Raw genomic sequence first — 23,231 nt, forward strand, 5'->3', positions numbered from 1 at the left:
ACTAGGCTAACAATTTAACTTGCGTGACCCCTAAGAATAGCCGATTTGCGGCTGCTGAGAACACTGGGGCAAAACAATCGTTTCGCAGTCCCATTTTGGGACAAAATCAGGCCTTGCCCAGAGCCAACATCAATACACCTACCAAAATCGCCGCCACGCAAACTGCTTTGGCACCAAAGTTCACTTCGCCAAACATCTTGATCCCCACCGCAAACGCGATCACGACGCTACAGCGACGCAGCGTTGAGATCACCGCGATCAATGCTTCGGGGTCAGCCACTGCCGTGAAGTACAGCATGTCGGCAATCAGTAGCAAGGGACTCACCAGCAGAATCACCCACCGCCACTCAAACGGCACCAATCCGCGATCGCGTTTGTACCAACGGACAAATAGCGGCAGCATCACAATGACCAAATACACTGCAAACCAGACCTGCACGTTGGTTGGCCGCATCCCCAACGTCTGCAACAAAATCTTGTCGTAGATACCGCTGAGTGCCCCCAAGACAGTCGCCACGACCATGCAACCAACCCAGCGGTCGCGTGTGAATCGAATGCCTTCGCGTCGTCCCACCACCGAGAACATCCAAAAACCACCCAGCGTGATCGCGATCGCAATCCACTGCATGACGGTTGGGCGTTCACCCAAAAACGGAATCGCAATCAGGATGGTCCAGAATGGGCTGGTCGCGCGAATCGGTGATGCAATTGAAAGGGGCAGGTGTTTCAGCGCGAAAAACGCAAAGGTCCACGATGCACCCACCAAACAAGCTTTGGCAAAGATCAAACCGTGCTGAACCATCGACAGCGAATCGACCCGCAGCAATTCAATCGGTAGCGAATCGGGAGACACGGCCGACCAGATGATCAACGGCAAACAAATTGCAGCGCCGACCGAGACGTTGGCCAACAAAACCGCCGGCACGGCATTGCCGCGCACCGAAAGTTTCTTGGCAACGTCGTAGACTCCCAGCACCAAGGCCGACAACAACGACAGTACAATCCAGTTCATGCAGGGAAGTGTGGTACACCGGTCGCGATCGGACAAGCGAACGGAAATGCGAGAGCCATCGTAAGAGCGACTATCCCCCCCCCGCATCCGCGGCTACGCTCTCATTTCCAAAGGCGAACCGAAATGATCACCAAGCGACTCGGTTGCCTTGCGCTCGTTGTCTGCGTCGGATTCGTCATCGCATTGATGCTACCCGCTGTCGAAGCCGCGAGAGAGTCAGCGCGACGAATGTCTTGCAGCAATCACTTCAAGAACATTGGCCTGGCTATTCATAACTACCATGCGGCCTACAAACTAATTCCACCGGGATGTGGTGGCACCGGTCTGACTCCAGGCCACGATGATTGGTCGAACCAGCGGCGGCTTTCCGCATTGGTCGCGATCACCCCGTTCGTCGAAGCGAGCCCGATGTGGTCCATGATTTCAAACCCCTTTGTGACAGGGCAAATTCCGAAACCAGAACTGCAGAAGCAGTGGGGCATGAAAGGCAGTCCCGATTATCGATATTCATTGAACAGCCTGACAACAATCGACGGCCCCTTTCGCAATGCGAACAATGAATATTTTTTTCCGTCCATGGGGCCAGCACCATGGCGTGCTGCGTCTTACCCGGCTTGGCAGATCGGGATGCCGACCTATCGATGTCCTGCGGACAAATTGGCCCAGCCATTTGCCCAGCCATCCGCTCGGGCAGCTGCCTCCAACTATGTCGTCAGCTACGGCGATGCCGTTCATGAAGTCGGCTACGAACCCGGTTTACCGCTGGCGTTTCGTGATCAGGTTGCCGATGCGACCACTCAGCGAGGTGCGTTTATAGCTGGCAAGCAACTTCGCTTCCGAGACATCACCGATGGTTTGAGCGAAACCATATTCATGGGCGAGGTTGTTACCTATGATGGCACGCGGCGGGCCGAGGGAGCCATCGCACAAAACATCCCAGGTCTTCGCGACGATCCGTCACTCTGTCTTGCAACCGTCAAAGGCGGGATTTACAAAAGCGGCATCAAGCTAAGGATGTCGCCTGACGGCAAATCATCGCGAGGCGGCAATTGGGCCGACGGTGCGATCAGCTGGTCAGGATTCAACACCATCTTGCCGCCCAATTCGCCTAGCTGCGACACGGTAGTTGATTTTCGCCTGGAGGGCGTTTTTAGTGCTTCAAGCAATCACCGAGGTGGTTGCCATGTCCTGATGGGTGATGGCGCCGTGGTATTCATCACCAATGACGTGGATGTGGGCGACCCATCGCGACCGACCGTCTATGCTAAAGACGCGACCGGCGAAACCGTCTCTCATGCCGGAGTCTGGCGAGCGATGGGTACGATTGATACAGCCACGACCGACCAATCCTTCATTGAGTAATACGCAACGACATGCCTGATCCATTGCAAACTGCTAGTGACTGGATGCACGATCAATCCGCCAATGCGGCGCAGAGACTTGAGCATTGGTGCAATCAGAATTCGTGGTCCGAAGATGCATCTGCTCTTCGAAAAATGGCTGACGTTCTCTGCGATGACTTCGCCACGTTTGGCGTTTCCTTTCACCGCATCAACTTGCCGCCGCTTCGGTTGTTGGGTGACACAGAGGATTGGTTGGAACAAGAAACAGGGCCCGCGCTGATTTGGCATCACAACCCATCGGCCAAGCATCGCGTCTTGCTAATGATCCACTACGACACGGTGTATCCGCGCGGCAGCATGCCTGACAAATGCAAAGCCAACGGCAATCTTCTTGTCGGACCGGGAACCGTGGACGCCAAGGGTGGCATCGCTGTCATTGCGATGGCCGTCGAAGCGATGTTGAAATTCGATTTGGCGACGGACGCTGGCGTTTCTATCTTGTTGAATCCGGACGAAGAAGTTGGCTCGACGGCATCGCGGGAACTGATGTCACGGATCGCCCCCAAGTTCAATGCCGCGTTGTTGTTTGAACCTTCGCTCCCGAATGGATCGCTGGTTGCGGCTCGCAAAGGCTCTGGAAACTTTTCGTTTGTTGCCCGCGGAAAATCAGCTCACGCGGGTCGCAATCCCGGCGACGGCCGCAATGCGATCGTCCACCTTTGCAAGATCATTCCCGCACTGACGGTACTGCACGAACCCGATCGCGGAGTACTGCTGAATGTGGGTCGGATCGCCGGCGGAGGTCCTTTGAACCAAGTCCCGGACCACGCCGTTTTGCAATTGAACACGCGCGTCGTTGATGCCCAAGCGATGGAACGAATCGAAACATCGCTGCAACGAATTGCCAACGAATTCACGGTGGGCGATTACCGCGTTTCATTGACTGGAACTTTTTCGTCGCCTCCCAAACCGGTCACCCCGGCGATGCAGCAAGTTCAACGCCGCGTAGAAGCCGCAGGCGAACTTGCGGGACGAAACATCACTTGGCGAGACACCGGAGGCGCCTGTGATGGCTGCAAACTGGCTGCCTTTGGTTTGCCCAATGTCGACACAATGGGTGTGGCGGGCGGCAACTTGCACAGCCCCGACGAATTCTGCGACTTGGACTCGATCGTGCCGTCGGCATTGACGGTCGCCGCATTTATCCAGAATAGTTGTTCCGAAAAGTCCTGATCCAATACTGCGACAAAAGACATCAAACGCCCCGATCCGTCAGCATTCGTCTCGCAAGCGAAGTGCACGACAAATACTCGACTGAACCTTTCCGGGCGAAAACGCTACTATAAACGCAGCGATTAAATTCCCCATCCAACTCATTCACACGACGCACCGTGAGCAAACTCCCGTCCACCCACGCCGACTCTCTGCGATCCGATTCTCGTATCGCTCAAGCCAAGGCTCTGATTGCCGAAGCCGTCGCCGAGCATGCCGCCGATCTAACCTCCGCGCAGCCCGCCAATCCCGATTTGGCCGAACACTTTGAATCGATGCTCCAGCGACTGGGGAGTGCTCGCGGCGGTCCACCGTTTTGGCCTTACCTCTCATCAGGCATTGGTAACGGCCCGTATGTCGAAATGGCCGATGGCAGTGTCAAGCTGGACTTTATCGGCGGCATCGGCGTCCACGGGGCAGGGCACAGCAACCCCGCCATGATCGATGCAGCCATCGACGCGGCCATCGAAGACACCGTGATGCAGGGCAACCTGCAACAGCATCCGCCCAGCATCAAAATGTGTGAACGCTTGCTGGACATGGCCACCACCAGCGGCGCCAACTTGGATCATTGTTTGCTATCGACCAGTGGCGCGATGGCAAACGAAAATGCACTCAAGATCGCGATGCACAATCGTGCTCCAGCGGATCGAGTCATTGCGTTCGACAATGCCTTTGCAGGCCGATCTCTGGCAATGGCCGCCATCACGGACCGACCCAAGTACCGAATGGGTTTGCCATTGACGATCGAAGTCGACTATCTGCCGTTTCGCGACCCCAAACATCCCAAGCGAAGCCTCCGCTGGGCCATGAATGAACTGCGTCGTTTATTGAATCGTCATCCTGGACGTTACGCTGCGTTTTGGGCCGAACCCATTGCTGGCGAAGGCGGCTATTACCCGGGCAGCAACGATTTCTTCACGCCGATTTGCAAACTACTTCGCGAAGCCGAAGTGCCCATCATCTTTGACGAAGTCCAATCGTTTTCGCGAACCACGCAGCCCTTTGCTTTCCAACATTACGGCTTGGACGAGTTTGCTGACATTGTGACGGTCGGCAAAATTTCGCAGGTCTGTGCGACGCTCTATGGAGAATCGTTCAAACCGAAAGGCCCCATCCTGAGCCAGACGTTCACCGGATCGTCATCGTCCATCGCGACGGGACTGGCGATGTTGGATGCGTTGGAGTCGAACAAGTGCTTTGGCAAAGACGGTCAAAACGCAAAACGACACGACTATTTTGCAGCTGGCCTGGCCAATCTTGCTGACGCTTACCCCGACAAAATCAGCGGTCCATTTGGCGAAGGCATGATGGTAGCTTTCACACCGGGCGACGGTAGCTTTGATGTCGCTAAGACAATGATGATGAACATGTTTGACATCGGCATCCTCGGTTTTGTCTGCGGGTCCGATCCGACCAGAATCCGTTTCCTGCCGCCACCGGCAACCACGACCGACCAACACATCGATGACGCGCTAGCGTTGATTGAAACTGTTTTGAAAAGTTAGTCGCAGTCGCCGCAAGACGCTGTCAGCGACTGGACAGCAGACGACACGCTCCCAGGCAAAGCGGCTGAATCGTTGCGACGCCGCTCTACATTACCCCAAAGGTGATGGCTATTCCAAAGGTGCTGTGATGTGGATTGTTCGTGCTGTAAAGATCGACGACCTCGACGCGTTGTTTGCGTTGGTCCAATCGGCCACGCGTGGATTGACAACCCTGCAACTGGACCGAAACCGCCTGCTTGATCGCATCGAACAATCCGTCTTTGCCTTTTCAAGAACAGGCACCTCGCCACGTGGCGAACCCTATGTTTTGGTTCTCACCAACGATGAGACAGGCGAATTGGTCGGCACCTCGACTGTCTATACCAAAACGGGCGGCTACCAACCGTTCTACGCCTATCAAATCACTCATAGCGAACATCACAGTGAGCTGCTTAACATCAGTCACACGCGGACTTCGCTGCAACTGCAACGGATTCATGACGGCCCCAGTGAAATCGGCAGCTTGTTTTTGCGTGGCATCTACCGTGGCGAAGGATGGGGACGCTGGCTTTCGCTATCGCGGTTTGCACTGATCGCCATGCGGCCCGGCCGATTTGCCGATGGCATGATCGCCGAAATGCGAGGCAGACAGGACAGCGACGGACGAGTCCCTTTCTACGAAGCCATCGCACAGAAATTTATTCCGGTGGACTTCAACGTCGTCGATACGATGTCGACGATCAGCAAACAGTTCATCGAAGAGATGATGCCGATGCACCCGATCTACCTGGATTTGCTTCCGCAGGAGATCCGTGATGGCATTGGCAAAGTGCATCGTGAAACCGAGCCTGCGCTCAAGCTGCTCAAATCCGAAGGCTTCAGCGAAACCGATTTGGTCGACATTTTCGATGGCGGTCCTGTTGTCCGCTGCGAAACCAAGCAGATCAACGCGGTGCGTCGCACTCAACCGTGTCAGATCGCAAAGATCGCTGACCAACCGCTTCCCGGCCGTTCCGACACGATTTTGTCTAGTGATGCCAACGAATTCACGAGCGTCCTAACCGCGGTGTCCAGCGATGGCGATCAACTGACGATTGACCGCAACGCCGCACTGGCTCTGTCGCTGGACGTCGGCTCAACCTGCTACACAATGCCGTCACGCCCTGAAATGCCGTCACGCCCCAAGACGACCTAGATCGGTTTTGCGATAAATCGAATCGAAGATGGACGTTGGCCAAACCGATTGACTGCGACACGAATGCAAGGAATTCCACCGTGCCGCAGTGGTCTGGACCGCGTACGCGCGACGCGGCCTGCCAGTTGCAAAACTCGACTCGTTTGGCAAATCTTTTGCCATCGCTGCAACCCTCATTCAGATTGCTGCGAATTGCCTCAATCGCGTTAAGCTGAACCGGTTCTACGCACAGCAACGACGCCTGCCGGACATCTCTTGCCAGACTGCCAAAACCGTCGCATCCAGGCGACTCGCCCAGCATCGGCATAATGAGTCGCTGCGGAGTGCTTTTGATTTGAAATCAGGTTCTTGATCTAGGCAGGGTCCGTCGCAAACGCTAACCGCGTGGAATGTTTTTGTGTCGAGACGATCGCAACTTGAAACTCAAAACTGCGACCATCTCTCCACCGATTCTTTGACTAAAAATAAGAGACCCATACCATGCGAAATTTGATTCTTGCCTTGGCTGCTGTCGGTATCTTGACCGTCTCAAGCTCGGTCATGGCTCAATCGCCTGAGCACAGCATTGTTGACAGTGCTACTCAGCCGATCGTCGACGGTGTGCAGTCTGATGTTGCTATGCCCGCACCAGTGGCCGACCATCAAGTGATGGAACAGCCGATGGTTGCTCAACCCATCGATCAACAAGTGATGACCCAGGGCGAACACGCCATGGTCGCCCAACCGATGGCAGCTCAACCAATGGTCGTGCATCAACATCAACCTGCCCACGTTCACTATCACCGGCGCCCTGCAAAGAAACAGAATGTTTTTGGCAAACTGTTAGAAATGGAGCGTAAGAAAAATGCGTGGCTCAAGAAAACATTCTTGGGCAAATGACGAAGCTAATTTGAGCTAGCCGATACACTTCCGCCGGTGAACTGTTGAAATGAGATGAGCTTCCTTCCTCCAGCTGCTCCTCTCAAACGTTGGCAGACCTTGGGCCGACTTTCAAAAGACGTCAGGACACCCGGCGAGAGTCTGTGTTGACGTGCATTCGACTCCGCACGATCAACACACGCTTGCCAGCGTTTAGCCCGCTCGGGATACCGAGCGGGCTTTTCTCGTTTTTTCGTACCTGCAAAAAACAAAACCAGCCGCACGTTGCCCTAGTGCTCGTAGTCCTGGATCTCCATCCCCGCGACGCTGCCGCGAGCATGATGCAGCTTCAGATCAAGCGAATAATTGGTCATCTGCACGCTACCGTCCGACATCGCCACATTCCAACCGGTCGCGTGAGCACTACCAAAATCGTGGCAAGTCAGACAATTGTTGACTCGATCCATCGCAGGTGGCCGAGCCGCATATCGAACATACGAATGGCTGGACATCCACGATTTGTTCCAACCCGCGACTGGGCTGCGATCACCATAACAGTCACCTGTTTCGTATCGCTGCGAGTCCATCGCTTTCTCGCCCGTCAAATAAGTGTGTGATAGACCATCGAACACTCGGTTGGTCTTTGTCCGCTTTCCCAGCGTCCAAATGCCGTCTTGCTTGTGATTGATGAGCAGCGAGTTGTCTTCGGATTGTTCGGCTGAGCCGCCGTTCATCGCATAGTCCGTGCGGGCGGCGCGTGCGCCGTAGCGACTCATGTAACTGCCCACCAAGGGATAGGCTTTGGCATCACGCCGGGTGGGACAATGAAACGTCTCCACCGGAATCCGGACCGCCCGACGATCAAATTCAGTCACTGAATCGTCGTCCCTGCTGGCCAGACCTGTGACTTCTCTAAACAGCTTGCCTTGTTCCATAAACGGCATGATCTGGGTCAACCATGTATCACCCGAAAGTGCCAGCTGAGGTCTTCCGTTAGTTTCGTAGTGGATAAACGTAGGACGCCACTCGCCAGCATAGCCAGGGTATCGTTTGAAAGTGGTTTCGTAGCTGAGACACGCTAACGAGATTTGCTTGAGATGGTTTTGGCACTGAACCACTCGCGCCGCCTCGCGTGCCGCCTGCACCGCTGGCATTAGCAAACCCACCATGATTCCCACGATTGCAATCACCACCAGCAGTTCGACTAACGTGAATCCTTTCCTGCGACCGCCCATTGGTATCCTCCGCCGTGAACACAAAACGCGAATAGAAGCGGATTGTTTTATAACGGGCCAAAGACGGACCGGTCAAACTGATAGCGGCGCCAGCATTCACACAGCAAGTCGGAAATCGATACTCCGACGGGCTTTAGGTTCGATCAACCAACCCAAAACTCGAGGGCACCGGAAAGCTGTTCTTCGTCCAAATATTCGTGTGCCAGCAACTCGTCCGCCACTGCCGCAATCGCTGCCCAGCACTGATCGTCGGACAGACGCTGGTGAAGTTCAACGATCATCTTCTCCAGTATCAACGTTCGGGAGCGATCGTCTTTCACTGGCGGACAATGCATCCAGGCTTGCTGCCAATCACCTTGCCAAGGCCCATAGTGAGCCGGATGCAGACGCTCGCCCCGATAGATCATCTCCGCAACAGGACCGGCCAGGATCGTCATCAATTCGCACTGTCGCTGCCAACTGCACTCAGAGCTGACGCGGCCCCAATTGACCAAACAGTCGCCAAAACGCTCAGGCAGATCATCGTCAGCTTCACCACCTAGCTGCACGCGTTCGATTCGCCCCCCCAGGGCATAGCCGACAACAGCATGGCCGGCTTCGTGATAGGCCGTCAGTGTTTCGTCATCGTCCAAATTTGTGTCGCCCATGCTAAACTGTGTCTCTGACAAGCAACTGCCGCGCAATCCATTCGACGCCCTTTCGTTGCTCACAAACCCATTCGCCGATCAATCAACGAGACTGAGATACACATGAAAGCCCTTTTGCTGACCGAGTACAAGCAGATGCAAGTTACCGATGTCGACGAACCCGAAGTCGGACCGGATGACGTCTTGGTTCAGGTCGAAGCGTGTGGCATTTGCGGCAGCGACATCCACGGCTACGACGGCAGCACCGGTAGGCGAATCCCCCCTCTGGTCATGGGCCACGAAGCTGCGGGCATCGTTGTCGCGACGGGTGCAAACGTGACCGATTTGCCTGATGGTACAAGGGTTACGTTTGATTCCATGGTGTCGTGCGGCAAGTGCCATTTTTGCACCGATGGCCATCGCAACCTTTGCGACGACCGCATGGTGTTGGGAGTCTCCTGTGACGACTACCGACGGCACGGTGCGTTTGCCGAACGCATCAGCGTGCCGCGCCGAATTGTCTACCAATTGCCCGATTCGCTTTCGTTTGAACACGCTGCATTGGTCGAAGCCGTTTCAGTTGCGGTACACGCTGCCAACGTCACGCCGATTGAACTTGGCGATACTGCCGTGATCGTGGGCGCCGGCATGATCGGCTTGCTAACACTCCAAGCCGTGCGTGCCAAAGGTGCCACGCAAGTGATCGCGGTCGACTTGAACGACAAACGTCTAGCCGCCGCCAAAGAACTGGGTGCCGACATCACACTTCGCGGCGATCAATGCGATGTCCCCGAAGAAATTCGCAAACTGACGCACGGCCGCGGCGCCGACGTCGCAATGGAAGTCGTCGGCGCGACGCCAACCGTGACAACGGCCATCGAATCGGTTCGCAAAGGAGGCAGTGTATGCTTGGTCGGAAATGTCTCGCCCACGATCGAGTTGCCATTGCAGAGCGTCGTCACTCGCGAAGTTTCGTTGCACGGGACCTGCGGATGCAATGGTGAGTATCCCGAGTGCATCGATCTGATGAACCGAGGCATCATCAACGTCGAACCGCTGATCACTGCCAAAATTTCACTTGCCGATTCCCCCCAGTGGTTCGAACGACTGCACGCCGGCGATCCTGATCAGATGAAAGTGGTCATCTGCCCACAAAGCTAGATCTTCACCACGATTGATCGCCTTTGGATCTCCAATCGCAGACGCAGGAAAGCGAATCGTCGTTCCCTGCGCCCATCTCACGATGTGCCCGTTGCGTGCAGACCGGCGCGCGCGAACCGATGCCTGCAGCTCGCAGCAATGCTCGCCCTGTCTAATCTGCTTGCCAGGGAGCATCTCCGGCGAACTTCTTTCTCCACCGCTGGGTGGGATTTCGACGGATATTCCGGCTTGGCTCGATCATCATTGATGGCTGGCACTTTGGCTGAAATCTCCGCGATTGGAGCCGCTGCGATTTTCTTCCTAAGAATGAAGCAATTCGCTCGTTCAATCAGCAGTGCGGGAGCGCCGCAACCGTTGCTTTGCTAAATTCTTCTTCTCTTGGACACGTGACATGCATTTCCACCTGCGACCCGTCCTGGCCACCACCATCACGCTCCTCCTTTGCTTAACAAACAACCTTATGGCTGAACCAATCGGACTGATGGAAAAATACGCTCTGGCGGAAGACCGCAAGGCGATGCTGGCCGAGCTGATTCCCAATAGCGAAGACTACTTCTTCTATCACTGCCTTCACTTCCAAACGACTGGCGACACCAATCGCGCCGAAGCGATCTTGCAAGATTGGCTTGCCGAGCACAAAGGCCGCGAAACGCCCGTCATCGCCGGGATGCTCGATCGCCAACGCCTGCTCACTTACCGAGAATCACCGCAGCGTACGATTGACTATCTCGTCAATCGCCTGGGCGTCAACTTCGACCATGCCCCACCGACCACTGCGGGCCAACGGCGTTTCCCAAGTTCGCTCAAAGCCGACGAACTGGACGTCCAGCGAATCGTCACGGATGCACTGCTGCGAAACGATTCACTCAAACCTGCCGGCATGGCTTACCTGGCGGGGCTTTACCGTTCAGGCAAAACGGCAGGAATCAAAGTTTCGCTCTATGAATTTTTGTCTCGCGTGGACGGCCCTTATCTGGTGGGACTCGACCAGCTGATCGCGAAGGAGCTACTGAGCCGCAAAAAGAACGACAAGCGATTTGGCGACTTGAAAGCTCATGCCTTTCTGACGCTCGCAGAGTTAGACACGCTTGCCAAACAAGTCCCCCAAATCGCCGATGACAACGCGTTCGTTGAAGCGAGACTAAATCAACTTCGCGTCGGCGCCGATCAAGACATCAGCCAACAACCCGAAGTTCGTGCGGAGTATCTACAACGAGTCGAATCGTACGTTCGCACGCTACCACAAAGCTACAACTCGCTAAAAGCTGCCGCGTCCTACCGTGTCTTAGAATCCAATTTGGCGCAAGGCATTTATGACAAGGAGCTGTTCTTGCGGTACCTTCAACTGCCGCGCAATAGCCCGATCGTTCACCGCGATTGGGGTCGACGCGGACATCGAGCCAACTTGGGCGAAGATTTCTTTGGCATGGCTCTTTTGTCCCCAATCGGGGACGAACAGGCTCTGGTTCGCACCTATCTAGAACACTTTCTACGCGACGCCAAAGACACCAACGATTTCAGCCAGTACCTGCAACCCGATTATCTTAAACGCACATTTGCCGAAACCAAGCTGATGGCCGGCAAGGGCAATGCGCAAGACTGGTACGGCATGCTGTCGGCACCCCAACGACAAGCAATTCGTGATTCAACGCAGCTTCGATTGACCGCTGAAAACAAAGTTCGCTATGCAGCCGATGAACCAACCGAACTGACCGTTGACGTAAAAAACATCGACGAACTGGTCCTGAGAATTTATCAGATCAATACGGATGCCTACTACCGATCCAGCAGCAAGCCAATCAACACCGACATCGATTTGGACGGACTGGTTGCCAGCAGCGAACAAACGCTTCGATTCGACCAACCCGCAATCGAGCGTCATCGTGAAACGCTGTCTTTAAAAGAAATCGCTGGCCGTGGCGTATGGATCGTCGACTTGGTCGGCAAAGGTGTTCGCGCACGTGCCATGATCCGACGCGGTGAGATTCACCACGTCAGTGCGACGGTTGCAAATGGCATGCTGTTTACAATCATCGATGAAAACCAATCGCCGATCGCTGGTGCAACCATGTTGGTCGGATCGCAAGAATTTGTCGCTGACGAAAATGGCCGCATTGGATTGCCACCAGTCGCCAACCGCGTCGACCGACATGCCACTGTGTCCGACGGAAAAATCGCGAAGCGAATTGATTTCAGGCATCTCAAAGAAACGTATCGTCTTGACGCCGGCATGCACGTTGACCGCACTCAATTGCAGAGCGGCGGCACGGGACAACTGCTGCTTCGCCCGCGATTAACCATGTCGGGGCAGATCGTTGCCCCTGAAATGTTAAAGGACGTTTCCCTACTGATTCAGGCAACGGACCTGGAGAACTTAGCCACAACGATACAAGTGGAGAATCTTGAGCTCGACCAAAATCAGGAGCTCGTGATACCGTTTCGTGTTCCGCCCCGACTGGCAAACTTAAAAGCAACGCTATCGGGAAAAGTCACCGCCCTCTCTGACGGCCGCAATCGTTCGGTAGAAACCACTCGCAGCTGGAATATTGCGGGCATCCGTCAATCGTCGCACACGCACGATACCTTTCTGACGCGTGACGGGGATGACTATACGATCGAAGTCCGCGGACGCAACGGCGAACCGATTGGCGGCGCGACGATCAACGTGTCGTTGACCACAAATGTGCGAAACGCCCCCATTGAACAGGCACTCCAAAGTGATGATCGCGGCCGAGTCAATCTTGGCCCGCTACCGAATGTCGTCAGCCTCCGGTACGGCGTGCCCGGTGGAATGCAACATCAACGCGACTTACTGCTCGACCGTGCGGTTTGGCCAAACGAGGTTCACACGACAACAGATCAACCAGTGCGGCTGCCTCTGGCAAAACCAGTCGTAGACGCCAACGGACATTTTCGATTGCTGGAAATCCGTAGCGGCAAATTCCACGCCGACATCACCGACCAGCTCACCATTGATCAAGGCCTGCTTACCACGACCAAGCTGCCAGCGGGCGACTATCACTTGATCGACCGCACCGACGGCTCACGTACCCAAATCGTGGTCGTGCAAGGCACAAAACTGGGCGACGTTGTGGCCGGAAAAATCCGTCACCGTTCGACTTCTCCCAATCAGCCGATCAGCATCGCGTCGATCAAACGCGGCGATGATGGTATCCGCATTCAAGTCACGGGCGACACTCGATTCGCACGTGTTCATGTCTACGGGTCTCGCTACTTAGATTCGACCGATCCGCTTTCGCACCTTGGCCTTCCAGCAGCCGGATTAACCGGACGAAGCGTTTCGCTACCACGCTGTGGCTACGTCAGCGATCTACGTCTAGGCGATGAATATCAGTATGTCCTGCGACGTCGTTATGCGACCAAGTACCCCGGGGTCATGCTCCCTCAGCCCTCCGTCATCCTGAATCCTTGGGAAACTGAATCGACTACCAATTCAACACAGACGGCCCACGGTGGCGACGCTCCACCCCCGACTGCAGCGGCGCCCCAAAGTAGTGCGATGAAACGGGCTGCAGCAAAAGCCGACGCGCAAGCTCAAGCCGAATCGTCCGACTTTGATTTCCTGGCCGACGCTGGTGTGATCGTCGCTAACCTGCAAGTCGACAAAGATGGCGTTGTTGCGATTCCCAATGACGTCATCGGCGGTCTGCCGATTTTGCAGATCATCCTCAGTGATCCCGCCACGCTTCTCCAGCGAACCGTCACAGCGGAACTACCCGACGCGGAAACCATCGATCTGCGACTCGCCAAAGCATTGGCAGCCGACCAGCCGCTTACATTTGAGCGTGCGGTGTCGATCGTCTCCAAAGACCAACCGCTCGATTTAGCAACACTGGGTTCGGCGCAGGTGCAGGTGTATGGCAGCGTGGCGGCACTCTTCAAACTTTACAAAACGCTGCAGCCGGACTCGCGACTCAGCGATTTTGACGACCTAGCATTTTGGCATCGTTTGGATCAAGACGCCAAACTGGACGCCTATTCTCGCCTTGCCAGCCATGAACTTCATCTGTTCCTGTGGACGCACGATCGTGAATTTTTTGACACGTTCGTAAAGGACTACTTGGCCAACAAAAAGGAAAAACAGTTTTTGGACCACTGGCTACTGGGCGACGATCTGAAGTCGTTCACGCAGTTGTGGAAATACAACGAACTGAACGCTGCCGAGCGAGCACTCTTAGCGATGCGTGTCCCGAACGTGCGCAAATCGATTCAACGTGAGTTGGCCGAAATCGTCGCGAATCAGGACGACGACCATCAACAGATCCGGCAACAGATTGAGCACGCGTTGGTGACAGGCGGACTGATGTATGACTTTGAAGACGAGAGTCTCGCGGAAGTCGAGGCTCTTGGCTTGGCCAATGAAATGCCGTCCGTCGAGATGTTTGCTGCCGACGGCGTCGTTCTTAGCAAGAAGCCGCAGCGTGGAGCATCCTTGCGTGAATCGCTTGGTCGAAATTTGAGTCGTGCAAGAAAGAAGTCGGAACTTGGAGAAGCCCTCTTTGGCGGCAGAATGGGCGGGGGCGGATTCGGTGGCAAAGCATTTGGCTTCTATCAAGAACTTGATTCCACCAAACAATGGGCCGAAAGCCATTGGGATCGGATTCGCATCGTTGGCGGGCCAACCCCCAGCAGTTTGATCAGCGTAAATCCGTTCTGGTCCGACCTGGCCAACAGCGACGGAAATCCAGCCAAATTATCCACGCACTTGCTGCGCCCGGTCGATAGCCGACACAGCGTTCTGATGGCATTGGCCATGTGTGGGTTACCACTCCAGTCCGGTGAAATTGCGTTGCCAACCGAAAAGGATCAGGCATATGCCCCCGAGCATGCGGTGGCCGTCGTCACCAAACGCCTGAAACCCCTGCAACCGTCGGATGATGAAAATAGCATTCTGGTCGGTCAGCAGTTTGCGTTACTGCACGAACGCAAAGACAAGGACAACGAATCGGTCGAACCAAAAGAGTTCTTGGTCGACACCGCGTACCAAGGCCAAACGGTCGTCTCCAACCCGACGGCCGAACGAATGGTGGTTGATGTGTTCTGGCAAATCCCCGCCGGCAGCTTGCCACTGAGCAGGACGCAGGTGACCGATAGCCGAACCATTACTTTGGAACCGTTCGCAGTTCAGGCAATTCAGTACCAGTTCTACTTTCCATCGCCCGGCAACTTCGTCCACTACCCAGCAACCGTGGCCGTTGACGGCAAACTGCTTGCTCGCGGACGTGATAAAGCGTTCGCGGTGGTCGACCAGCTAACCGAAGACAACGCAATTACTTGGGAAAAAATCGCTCGCACGGGTTCACCAGAGCAGATCCAGACTTTTCTGGACGACGCCAATTTGCGTGACTTGGATTGGACGTTGGTCGCACACCGCATGAGCGATCAAGACGTCTACCGCTCCGTCATGAGCGTCTTGGACGATGCCAATTTGCCCATCGCTGATCTATGGGCGTACTCGTTGAAACATCGTGACGAGCCCCGCATCAAATCTTTCTTGGCTCTTCGCGACGACCTGACACAGCGAGTCGGCCCAGTTCTGCAGAGCGTCTTGTTGGACGTACAACCGATTGAGAGACGAAGCCATGAGATGCTGGAATATGCACCGCTGGTTCGAGCACGGATTCATCGATTGGGAAGCGAAAACGAAATCCTTAACGGAACCTTCCTGCGACAGTATCAGAGTTTTGTACAGATGCTGGGCTACCAAGAAGCCATGCCTGAAGACGAAAAACTGGCACTGACGTATTACTTGCTGCTGCAAAATCGAATGGAAGAAGCCATGGATGCATTTGACACGGCAGACCGAGCGGCCGTCGACACAAAAATCCAGTACGACTACTTGGCAGCGTATCTGGCTCTGCACCGTGAACAGTACGAAACCGCTGAAAAGATCGCCGACAAGTATGCCAACTACCCCATCGAACGATGGAAGAGCCGATTTGTCGAGATCGCCCGTCAGTTGAAACAACGTGGCAATTTGATGCCCACGCAGCAATTGGTCAGCGTTCCCGACGGACAAGGTGAGCCGAAACCGGTCACCGAAGGTTCGGGTGATCTAGCCGTACTGGATCGCGAACGTCGTCAAGCAGCCGCAACACAGTCGCAGCCCGAAGTCGTCGTCAAAATCGAAGGCGATACAGTGCGAATCGACCATCGCCGTGCCGATAAAGTGACGCTGAATTTGTACGGCGTGGACTTGGAGTTGCTCTTCAGTAAAGCACCGTTTGTTCGCGAAGACTTGCAACGGATGGCGATCGTCAAACCGCTCCGCAGCGATGTGATTGAGTTCGACGATGCAACCGGCGTAGGCCATTTCCAGCTGGACGACCATTTGCGACGTCAAACATTGCTGGTCGAAATTGTCGCGGGGGCAGCTCGCAGTACCGCGCTCTACTACGGGGGTGAAATGACAACCTATGTATCAGAGAGCTTCGGACAGTTGCAATCGACGGATGCCGCGGATCAACGCCCGATCACCAAAGCCTACGTGAAAGTCTACGCCAAGTATCGCGATGGCAGCGTAAAGTTTTACAAAGACGGCTACACGGATTTGAGAGGCCGATATGATTACACCAGCATCAGTGCGGAGAGCGCACGAGGAGCCACGCGATTTGCGATTTTGGTGATGAGCGAGGAGAAAGGCGCGACGCTGCATGATGTCGCAGCGCCGTCCAACTAGAGCGTAGTAACCCGCAAAAGTGACGAGGGTTTGCCGTCGGCGAACTCCGTTTGCTTTTGGATTCTTCACGCCGCATCAACGTGCTGCAATGCTTGTCGGATACTTCAACAGGAAGCGTCTATGGCTCAAAAACGTCGCAAATCGTGCGACCGCGGGGCTCTTTCGCTCCCGACTTGGACTCAGGCAACTGATGCTACGAAAGTTTGCCTAGCCCGAATTTTCGTGATGACGCATAGGAGACGAAGCGGCTGATTGGATCCGCTGTGGCACGCCGAAGTCACTCGCATGCGCTCGATCGCGCTGCGTCAGTATCGGCGCTAAATATCGCCTCCAGCGCCCGCGGATCCCTCCATGCAAACGATTGAGACTCAAAAATACACCGTCGATCAGTTCGCTTCCTCCAGCTGTCTTCCGACACTTCCTGAAGTCGCCAGCAAGTTGATCGAACTGGCACAACAAGAAGACCCGGACTTTCGCGAAGTCGCGCGAGTGATCCGGACGGATCCTGTCGTCAGCGGCAAAGTCATGAAGACCGTCAACTCGGCGCTCTTCGGGTTTCGCCCCAAAGTGGAAACGATCGAAGACGCGGTCAACAAGCTTGGCCTGAACATGATTCGCACCTTGCTGCTCAGTTTTCATCTGGCACAGCATGACAGCGGCCAAGCTGATCTGGAGCCGATCTGGCAAGAACACTGGCGAAGCTCGTTGACGCAGGCTGTGTTTGCAGAACTGATTGCAATCCATTTGAAACTGGAGCCTTCGTCGTACTTTCTAGCGGCGATGATTCAAGACATCGGCATCTTGGCGATGCTGTCCGAAGAACCGCGGCTCTATGTCGACAACATCCTCGACCGTGCGAAGTTCCCCACCGTTTCCGCGGCAGAACGCAGCGTGCTGGGATTCTGCCACGTCGACGTATCGGCGCAGATTATCCGCGATTGGGGACTTGCAAACCGCTTTGAACAAGCTGTTTTGCACCATAGCGATCAGGTCATCTCCAAGGCAAAACAAGGCGACGATCCCATTGTCGCGATCACCCAAGCGGCCAATCTAGGAGCGGCGGTGGTGCTTTCTCGCAACACAAAGGACTCGCTCGACAGTTCGCTTGATCAATGGACTGACTGCCTGAAGACTCAGTTCGACATCCAGCCTGATCAAGCCAAGGAGATGATCTCTGAAGTGAATGCGTTGGTGAATGAGTACTCGGTACTGTTCCGATTCAACATCGGCGAGGGTGTTCGGACCGAACGCGTCATCTCCAAGGCAAAGGATATGCTTCAGGAAATTGCCTTAGCGAATCAAATGGATCTGATGTCGACAAAGAAAACGTCAAAGAAAAATCGAATCGAAAATCACGACCTCTACCGTGACGATCTCTCCGGGTTGCATAATCGCCGCTTCATGAACGAACACCTGAGCGACCTGATGGCCGCGGCGATCAACAAGAAGCGGGCGATCGCATTGCTGTTCATGGATATCGATAAATTTAAAAGCATCAATGACAAGCTGGGACACCGCGTCGGTGATGAAGCAATCGTTCACGTTGCCGACTGGCTGCAGAAATCGATTCGAACCGAAGACTTTGCAATCCGGCTGGGTGGTGACGAATTTTTGGTGATCCTGGATTCGATCACGCTGCCCCAGTTTCGCGTCGTCGCCCAACGCGTCGCCGGCGAAATACCTCCGATGCCAGTCGATAGTGAAACAATCGAAGTTCGATTGAGCGCCGGAGGGACGTTCTATCAGCCGGTCAGAGGCGACAAGTCAAATCCCAACTGGCTAATCGATCAGGCAGATCGATTGATGTACGTCGCCAAGCGAAGTGGTGGTGGCTGTGTATCGATCGAGCAATTTAACGGGATCGGCTAGACGCCCCACTGCTAGGTCCAGCGTCGAAGCCATTTTTCCAGAATCAACAAGTTCCACAAACGGTATCCGTGATTCTGTTCGCTTGCTTCGTGGGACCGCACCAGATCGGCGACTGCTTCTTTGCGAAAATACGGACCGATCTTGGCGTCGTCCGCCAGCAGAGTGTCGTGGACCATCGGCTTCAGCTCATCACGGAACCAAGCCCCAATCGGGATGCCAAAGCCCATTTTCTTTCGTGCAAAAATGTTCTTGGGGATTTGCGATTCAAACGTATCTTGCAGAATCAATTTGCCTCGGCGACCGCGAAATTTCAAATCGACCGGTAAGCTGGCCGCGAATTCAACCACCCGATGATCCAGCATCGGCTGCCGGACTTCCAAGCCGTGCGCCATCGAAGCGATGTCGACTTTGGTACAGAGATCGCACGGCAAATACGACAAGATATCGGTAGTCGATGCCCGCGTGACGACATCGCGTCCCGCAGAACGTGACCAAGCCGAGTCGAGAAAATCAAACGGATCGTCACCGGGGAGCTGCTGTACAAAGTCATCCGTGTACAGCGATGCTCGCATTGATTCGGGAAAAATCTGTAGCCAATTCATGTACCGTCGCGCGTCCGGTTGGCCAATTGCTTCCAAGAATCGCTTGGCTCGGCGAATGACCGAACGTCGTTTATTGGAATCGGGCAGCCGCTGCACCAATCCGATTCCGGGGATGCGATGAACAGGAAAAATCTTCTGCAATCGACGGCTGAGCCACAACGCTCGATAGCGTTCGTAGCCCGCGAAGAGTTCATCTCCGCCATCACCTGACAAGGCCACGGTGACTTCTTTGCGAGTCAGTTCCGAAAGGTACCAAGTCGGCACGGCAGACGAATCACCAAACGGTTCATCGTAGTGCCAGACCAGTTTGTCGATCACATCCACTGCACTGGGTGTGACTTCAAAACGCTGATGCTGCGTCCCCAGGTGCTTGGCTACCTGCGCCGCGTAAGTCGTTTCGTCGAACTCGGCAATGGGAAAACCAATGCTAAACGTACGCACGGGTTGATCCGACTGGTTCTGCGCAATCGCAGTGATCAACGATGAATCGATTCCACCCGAAAGAAAGGATCCCAGCGGGACGTCGCTTTGCATCCGCAGCTTGACCGAATCGGTTAACAACTCGCGCAGTCGTTCTTGGGCCTGCCGCGGATCGATCGGAACTTCGACGCTGGGATCAAAGTTCCAATATCGCTGAACAGTGACTTGGCCGTTTTCGAAGATCGCGAAATGCCCCGGTGCCAGCTTTCGAACGCCTTTCCAAATCGTGCTCGGGTGGGGAATGTATTGATACGTCAGAAATTCATCGATCGCTGCAGGGTCGACTTCCGTGCAGACGCCTTCGACAGCGGCCAAGCATTTCAGTTCACTGCCGAAAACAATGCGATTGTCTTTGACTGCGTAGTAAAGCGGTTTTTGCCCAATGCGATCTCGTGCCAGCACCAGTCGATTTCGGTTTGCATCCCAAATCGCAACCGCGAACATTCCGTTGAGATGTGAGAAGCAATCTGCACCGTCGTCTTCGTAGCTGTGCAGGATGGATTCGCCATCGCCATTGGTCGCAAACCGATGCCCGCGGCCTTCTAAACGTCGACGCAGGGTTTGGTAGTTGTAGATTTCGCCGTTAAAGACCATTCGCACCGATCCGTCCTCGTTGGACATCGGCTGACGAGCACCTTCCAAATCGATGATGCTAAGCCGGCGAAACCCTAACCCCACACCCACTGGATTGCCGTACGCATCTCGGTAGTCCCTACCAATCCAAGTCTGCGAATCGTCGGGGCCACGATGTGCGATGGCATCGGTCATTTTGGCAAGCGTGGGGGCATCAATCGCCCTCCGTTCTCCTCGCCAAACAGCTCCGGTGATTCCGCACATCCTTACAAAGTTCCTCAAGTTGGTGCATCAGGTCAGAGGTCGAGTATACACGCGGACCTTTCACTACACCCTACGACATCAAAGACTCATACTTTCAGGAGTCGCAGGTCAGCACCGACAGCAGAGTGGCGGACTGGAACTTGGCTTGAACCGCATCGAAGCCACCAAGCATTTGCATCGCCCGCCAGTGTGTAAATCGGCATAAAGCCTCGGAACAGCAACCTAGAAAGAGATAGCTGAAGCCCCCTCGGCGTACATTGGGTGTGTGTGGAACTGATGCAGTTCGACCGGCTATTCGATGCTGCGAATTTCGGCGATCAATTCACGCATGCTTTGGTAGCGGTCGCCCGGTCGTTTTTGTAACGCTCGCATCACGACCTCATCGGCTCTTGGGGGAATGTTGCGGTCGGGTGATCGTTCGCTGGGCGGCTGGGGGGGTTTGTTCTTGATGTTGTCAAATGTCTCATCGATATTTGCGCCACGGAACGTTTCGCGAATGGCCAGCAATTCGTAAAGGCACACTCCAGCGCTGAAAATATCGGTCCGCTCGTCCAGCGAACGACTCCCGTCAACTTGCTCGGGAGACATGTAGAGCGGAGTCCCTGGACGTTGGCCGCCGCCTGTCAGTGTTTTCATCTGTGACTCCAGTTCACTGTCAGGTTTCAACACGGACTGTCGGATCGGCTCGTTGTCATCGGCGTGCCCCCAGACTTTGGCGACGCCCCAATCCAACAAAATCACTTCGCCAAAATTACCGACCCAGATGTTCTCCGGTTTGACATCACGGTGAATGACACCTCGCGCGTGAGCATAGGCAAGAGCTTGGCAAGCATCGGCCAGGATTTCTAACCGTCGCTCCAACGGAAATGCAGCGATGGTCGATTCATCGCCGCGAGCGATCCGTTTGAGTATCTCGAAAAAGTTCTCGCCCGAGATCCGTTTCATCACAAAGTAGACGCCGTCTTTTTCATCATCACCGACGTCGTAGACCGGGACGGTGTTGGGATGCTGAAGCTGTGCGGTCACGCGAGCTTCGCGAAGGAGCCGACGTCGTTCGCCACGGTCGCGAGCGGCATCGGGCAGCAGCGATTTGACCGCTACGGTTCGGCCTGTGATTGGATCAAAGCACGAACGAAGCAACCCATTGCCACCGCGAGCCATTTCGCGAAAACCGGTGTATCTCGATAGCCCCTGTGCAACTGCTTGAGGCAAATCAGAATCGGTGCCCGATAGGATGATGGGTTCGCTGCTCATGCCATTCATTGTAGCGAATTGTCCGGACCGACAGAACGGATCCCCGGGAGGATCCAGCAAGCCACAAAAAAACCCGGCGGCCGTGGGCCACCGGGTTTCTGTTTGAATTGCGATCTCGACATCGTTAAGGCATGGGGTTTCCAACGCCTCGATTCAATACCGGATCAGATGCCAGGGCTAAACACCTGCTGGCAGCTTTGCACTTTTGACCGTGTTGATGATTGCACTGGCAACCATGTAAGGATCAGCGTTGGATGCTGGGCGACGGTCTTCCAACCAGCCCTTCCAACCCGCTTCGACGGTACCGATTGGGATACGGATCGAAGCACCACGGTCCGAAACACCGTAGCTGAACTTGTCAATTTCCTGCGTTTCGTGCAGACCGGTCAAACGCTGATGATTGTCAGCACCGTAGACGTCGATGTGCTCTTTGATGCGTGGCTCGAAAGCTTGGCAGATGGCTTCGTAGGTTTCTTGGCTACCGCATGAACGCAACGTTTCGTTACTGAAGTTGGCGTGCATACCGCTGCCGTTCCAGTCGCCAGCAACAGGTTTGGGTTCCCAGTTGATCGACATGCCGTACTTTTCAGCGACACGTTCGAGCAAGTAACGCGAGACCCAGATTTGGTCACCAGCGTTCTTAGCACCTTTACTAAAGATCTGGTATTCCCACTGACCCATCATGACTTCGGCGTTGATGCCTTCGACATTCAGGCCGCACTCAAGGCAAAGCTCGAAGTGCTCTTCGACGATTTCGCGACCAACTGCTTTGCCGGATCCGACGCTGCAGTAGTAGGGTCCCTGAGGAGCAGGGAAACCTTCGGCGGGGAATCCGATAGGACGATTCGTCTCTGAATCCCAGATCGTGTATTCCTGCTCGAAACCGAACCAGAAATCATTGTCATCGTCGATGATTGTTGCGCGACCATTGGTACGGTGAGCTTCCCCATCGGGAGTCATCACTTCGCACATGACCAAGAAACCAGTGCCAAGGCGGGCTGGGTCTTCGCAAACGAAAACAGGTTTCAGCAAGCAGTCACTACTGCCGCCAGGAGCCTGTTCGGTGGACGAACCATCAAAGCACCAAACAGGGGCGTCTTCTACTTTGCCACTAAAATCCGAGACCACTTTGGTCTTACTACGCAAACTCTGAGTTGGCTGATAGCCGTCCAGCCAGATGTATTCCAACTTGCATTTGGTCATTAATCGATTTCTCCCAATGAATCTTGTACAACGAGTTGACCGTTTGATGCCGCCGTCACCAACACGGGACTGCTCGACGCATCAGTAAAAATCCCTC

Annotated in this window: 14 protein-coding genes; 8 read left to right on the forward strand and 6 right to left on the reverse strand. The window is 54.8% G+C overall.

The window, feature by feature from the left end; translation table 11 throughout:
* Positions 1 to 106: 106 nt before the first annotated feature.
* Complete coding sequence (locus K239x_RS27805; protein WP_145421763.1) at positions 107 to 1,012, reverse strand: EamA family transporter; 906 nt, start codon at positions 1,010 to 1,012, stop codon at positions 107 to 109.
* Between the two features lie 123 nt (positions 1,013 to 1,135).
* Between K239x_RS27805 and K239x_RS27810 the strand changes: the two genes are divergently transcribed.
* The 5 genes from K239x_RS27810 (at position 1,136) to K239x_RS27830 (ending at position 7,188) form a co-directional block, all read left to right on the forward strand.
* Positions 1,136 to 2,374, forward strand: a complete 1,239-nt coding sequence (locus tag K239x_RS27810; RefSeq protein WP_145421765.1) for a DUF1559 domain-containing protein — start codon at positions 1,136 to 1,138, stop codon at positions 2,372 to 2,374.
* Positions 2,375 to 2,385: 11 nt separating this feature from the next.
* Positions 2,386 to 3,588 carry a hydrolase gene (locus tag K239x_RS27815; RefSeq protein WP_145421768.1) on the forward strand — a complete coding sequence of 401 codons (1,203 nt, stop codon included), beginning with the start codon at positions 2,386 to 2,388 and terminating at the stop codon, positions 3,586 to 3,588.
* A 158-nt stretch (positions 3,589 to 3,746) separates the two neighbouring features.
* Positions 3,747 to 5,135 (forward strand): aminotransferase class III-fold pyridoxal phosphate-dependent enzyme, encoded by a 1,389-nt coding sequence (locus tag K239x_RS27820; protein WP_145421771.1) that lies wholly within the window; start codon positions 3,747 to 3,749, stop codon positions 5,133 to 5,135.
* A 127-nt stretch (positions 5,136 to 5,262) separates the two neighbouring features.
* Positions 5,263 to 6,309 carry an arginine N-succinyltransferase gene (locus K239x_RS27825; protein ID WP_145421774.1) on the forward strand — a complete coding sequence of 349 codons (1,047 nt, stop codon included), beginning with the start codon at positions 5,263 to 5,265 and terminating at the stop codon, positions 6,307 to 6,309.
* Positions 6,310 to 6,789: 480 nt separating this feature from the next.
* A complete protein-coding gene (locus K239x_RS27830) occupies positions 6,790 to 7,188 on the forward strand; it encodes a hypothetical protein (RefSeq protein ID WP_145421778.1) in 399 nt (132 codons plus the stop codon).
* Positions 7,189 to 7,457: 269 nt separating this feature from the next.
* Here the strand turns inward: K239x_RS27830 and K239x_RS27835 are convergent, their stop codons facing one another.
* Both K239x_RS27835 and K239x_RS27840 read right to left on the reverse strand, forming a co-directional pair.
* On the reverse strand, positions 7,458 to 8,402 hold the full coding sequence (locus K239x_RS27835; protein ID WP_145421781.1) for a DUF1559 domain-containing protein: 945 nt from the start codon (positions 8,400 to 8,402) through the stop codon (positions 7,458 to 7,460).
* Between the two features lie 143 nt (positions 8,403 to 8,545).
* On the reverse strand, positions 8,546 to 9,049 hold the full coding sequence (locus K239x_RS27840) for a cell division protein FtsH (RefSeq protein WP_145421784.1): 504 nt from the start codon (positions 9,047 to 9,049) through the stop codon (positions 8,546 to 8,548).
* 102 nt (positions 9,050 to 9,151) lie between these two features.
* Here K239x_RS27840 and K239x_RS27845 point away from each other — a divergent pair, with 102 nt between their 5' ends.
* The 3 genes from K239x_RS27845 to K239x_RS27855 all read left to right on the forward strand — a co-directional run bounded on the left by K239x_RS27845 (position 9,152) and on the right by K239x_RS27855 (position 18,758).
* Positions 9,152 to 10,189, forward strand: a complete 1,038-nt coding sequence (locus K239x_RS27845) for a galactitol-1-phosphate 5-dehydrogenase (RefSeq protein ID WP_145421787.1) — start codon at positions 9,152 to 9,154, stop codon at positions 10,187 to 10,189.
* Positions 10,190 to 10,649: 460 nt separating this feature from the next.
* Positions 10,650 to 16,889 (forward strand): hypothetical protein, encoded by a 6,240-nt coding sequence (locus tag K239x_RS27850; RefSeq protein ID WP_145421790.1) that lies wholly within the window; start codon positions 10,650 to 10,652, stop codon positions 16,887 to 16,889.
* Between the two features lie 351 nt (positions 16,890 to 17,240).
* Positions 17,241 to 18,758 (forward strand): GGDEF domain-containing protein, encoded by a 1,518-nt coding sequence (locus K239x_RS27855; RefSeq protein ID WP_145421792.1) that lies wholly within the window; start codon positions 17,241 to 17,243, stop codon positions 18,756 to 18,758.
* 11 nt (positions 18,759 to 18,769) lie between these two features.
* Here the strand turns inward: K239x_RS27855 and asnB are convergent, their stop codons facing one another.
* The 3 genes from asnB to K239x_RS27870 all read right to left on the reverse strand — a co-directional run bounded on the left by asnB (position 18,770) and on the right by K239x_RS27870 (position 23,134).
* Positions 18,770 to 20,677, reverse strand: a complete 1,908-nt coding sequence (gene asnB, locus K239x_RS27860) for an asparagine synthase (glutamine-hydrolyzing) (protein ID WP_145421795.1) — start codon at positions 20,675 to 20,677, stop codon at positions 18,770 to 18,772.
* A gap of 291 nt (positions 20,678 to 20,968) precedes the next feature.
* Positions 20,969 to 21,940, reverse strand: coding sequence for a serine/threonine protein kinase (locus K239x_RS27865; RefSeq protein WP_145421798.1), 972 nt, complete (start codon positions 21,938 to 21,940; stop codon positions 20,969 to 20,971).
* Positions 21,941 to 22,108: 168 nt separating this feature from the next.
* A complete protein-coding gene (locus tag K239x_RS27870) occupies positions 22,109 to 23,134 on the reverse strand; it encodes a glutamine synthetase beta-grasp domain-containing protein (protein WP_145421801.1) in 1,026 nt (341 codons plus the stop codon).
* Positions 23,135 to 23,231: the final 97 nt, after the last annotated feature.

This window comes from Stieleria marina (genome assembly GCA_007741555.1).
Classification (GTDB): domain Bacteria; phylum Planctomycetota; class Planctomycetia; order Pirellulales; family Pirellulaceae; genus K23-9.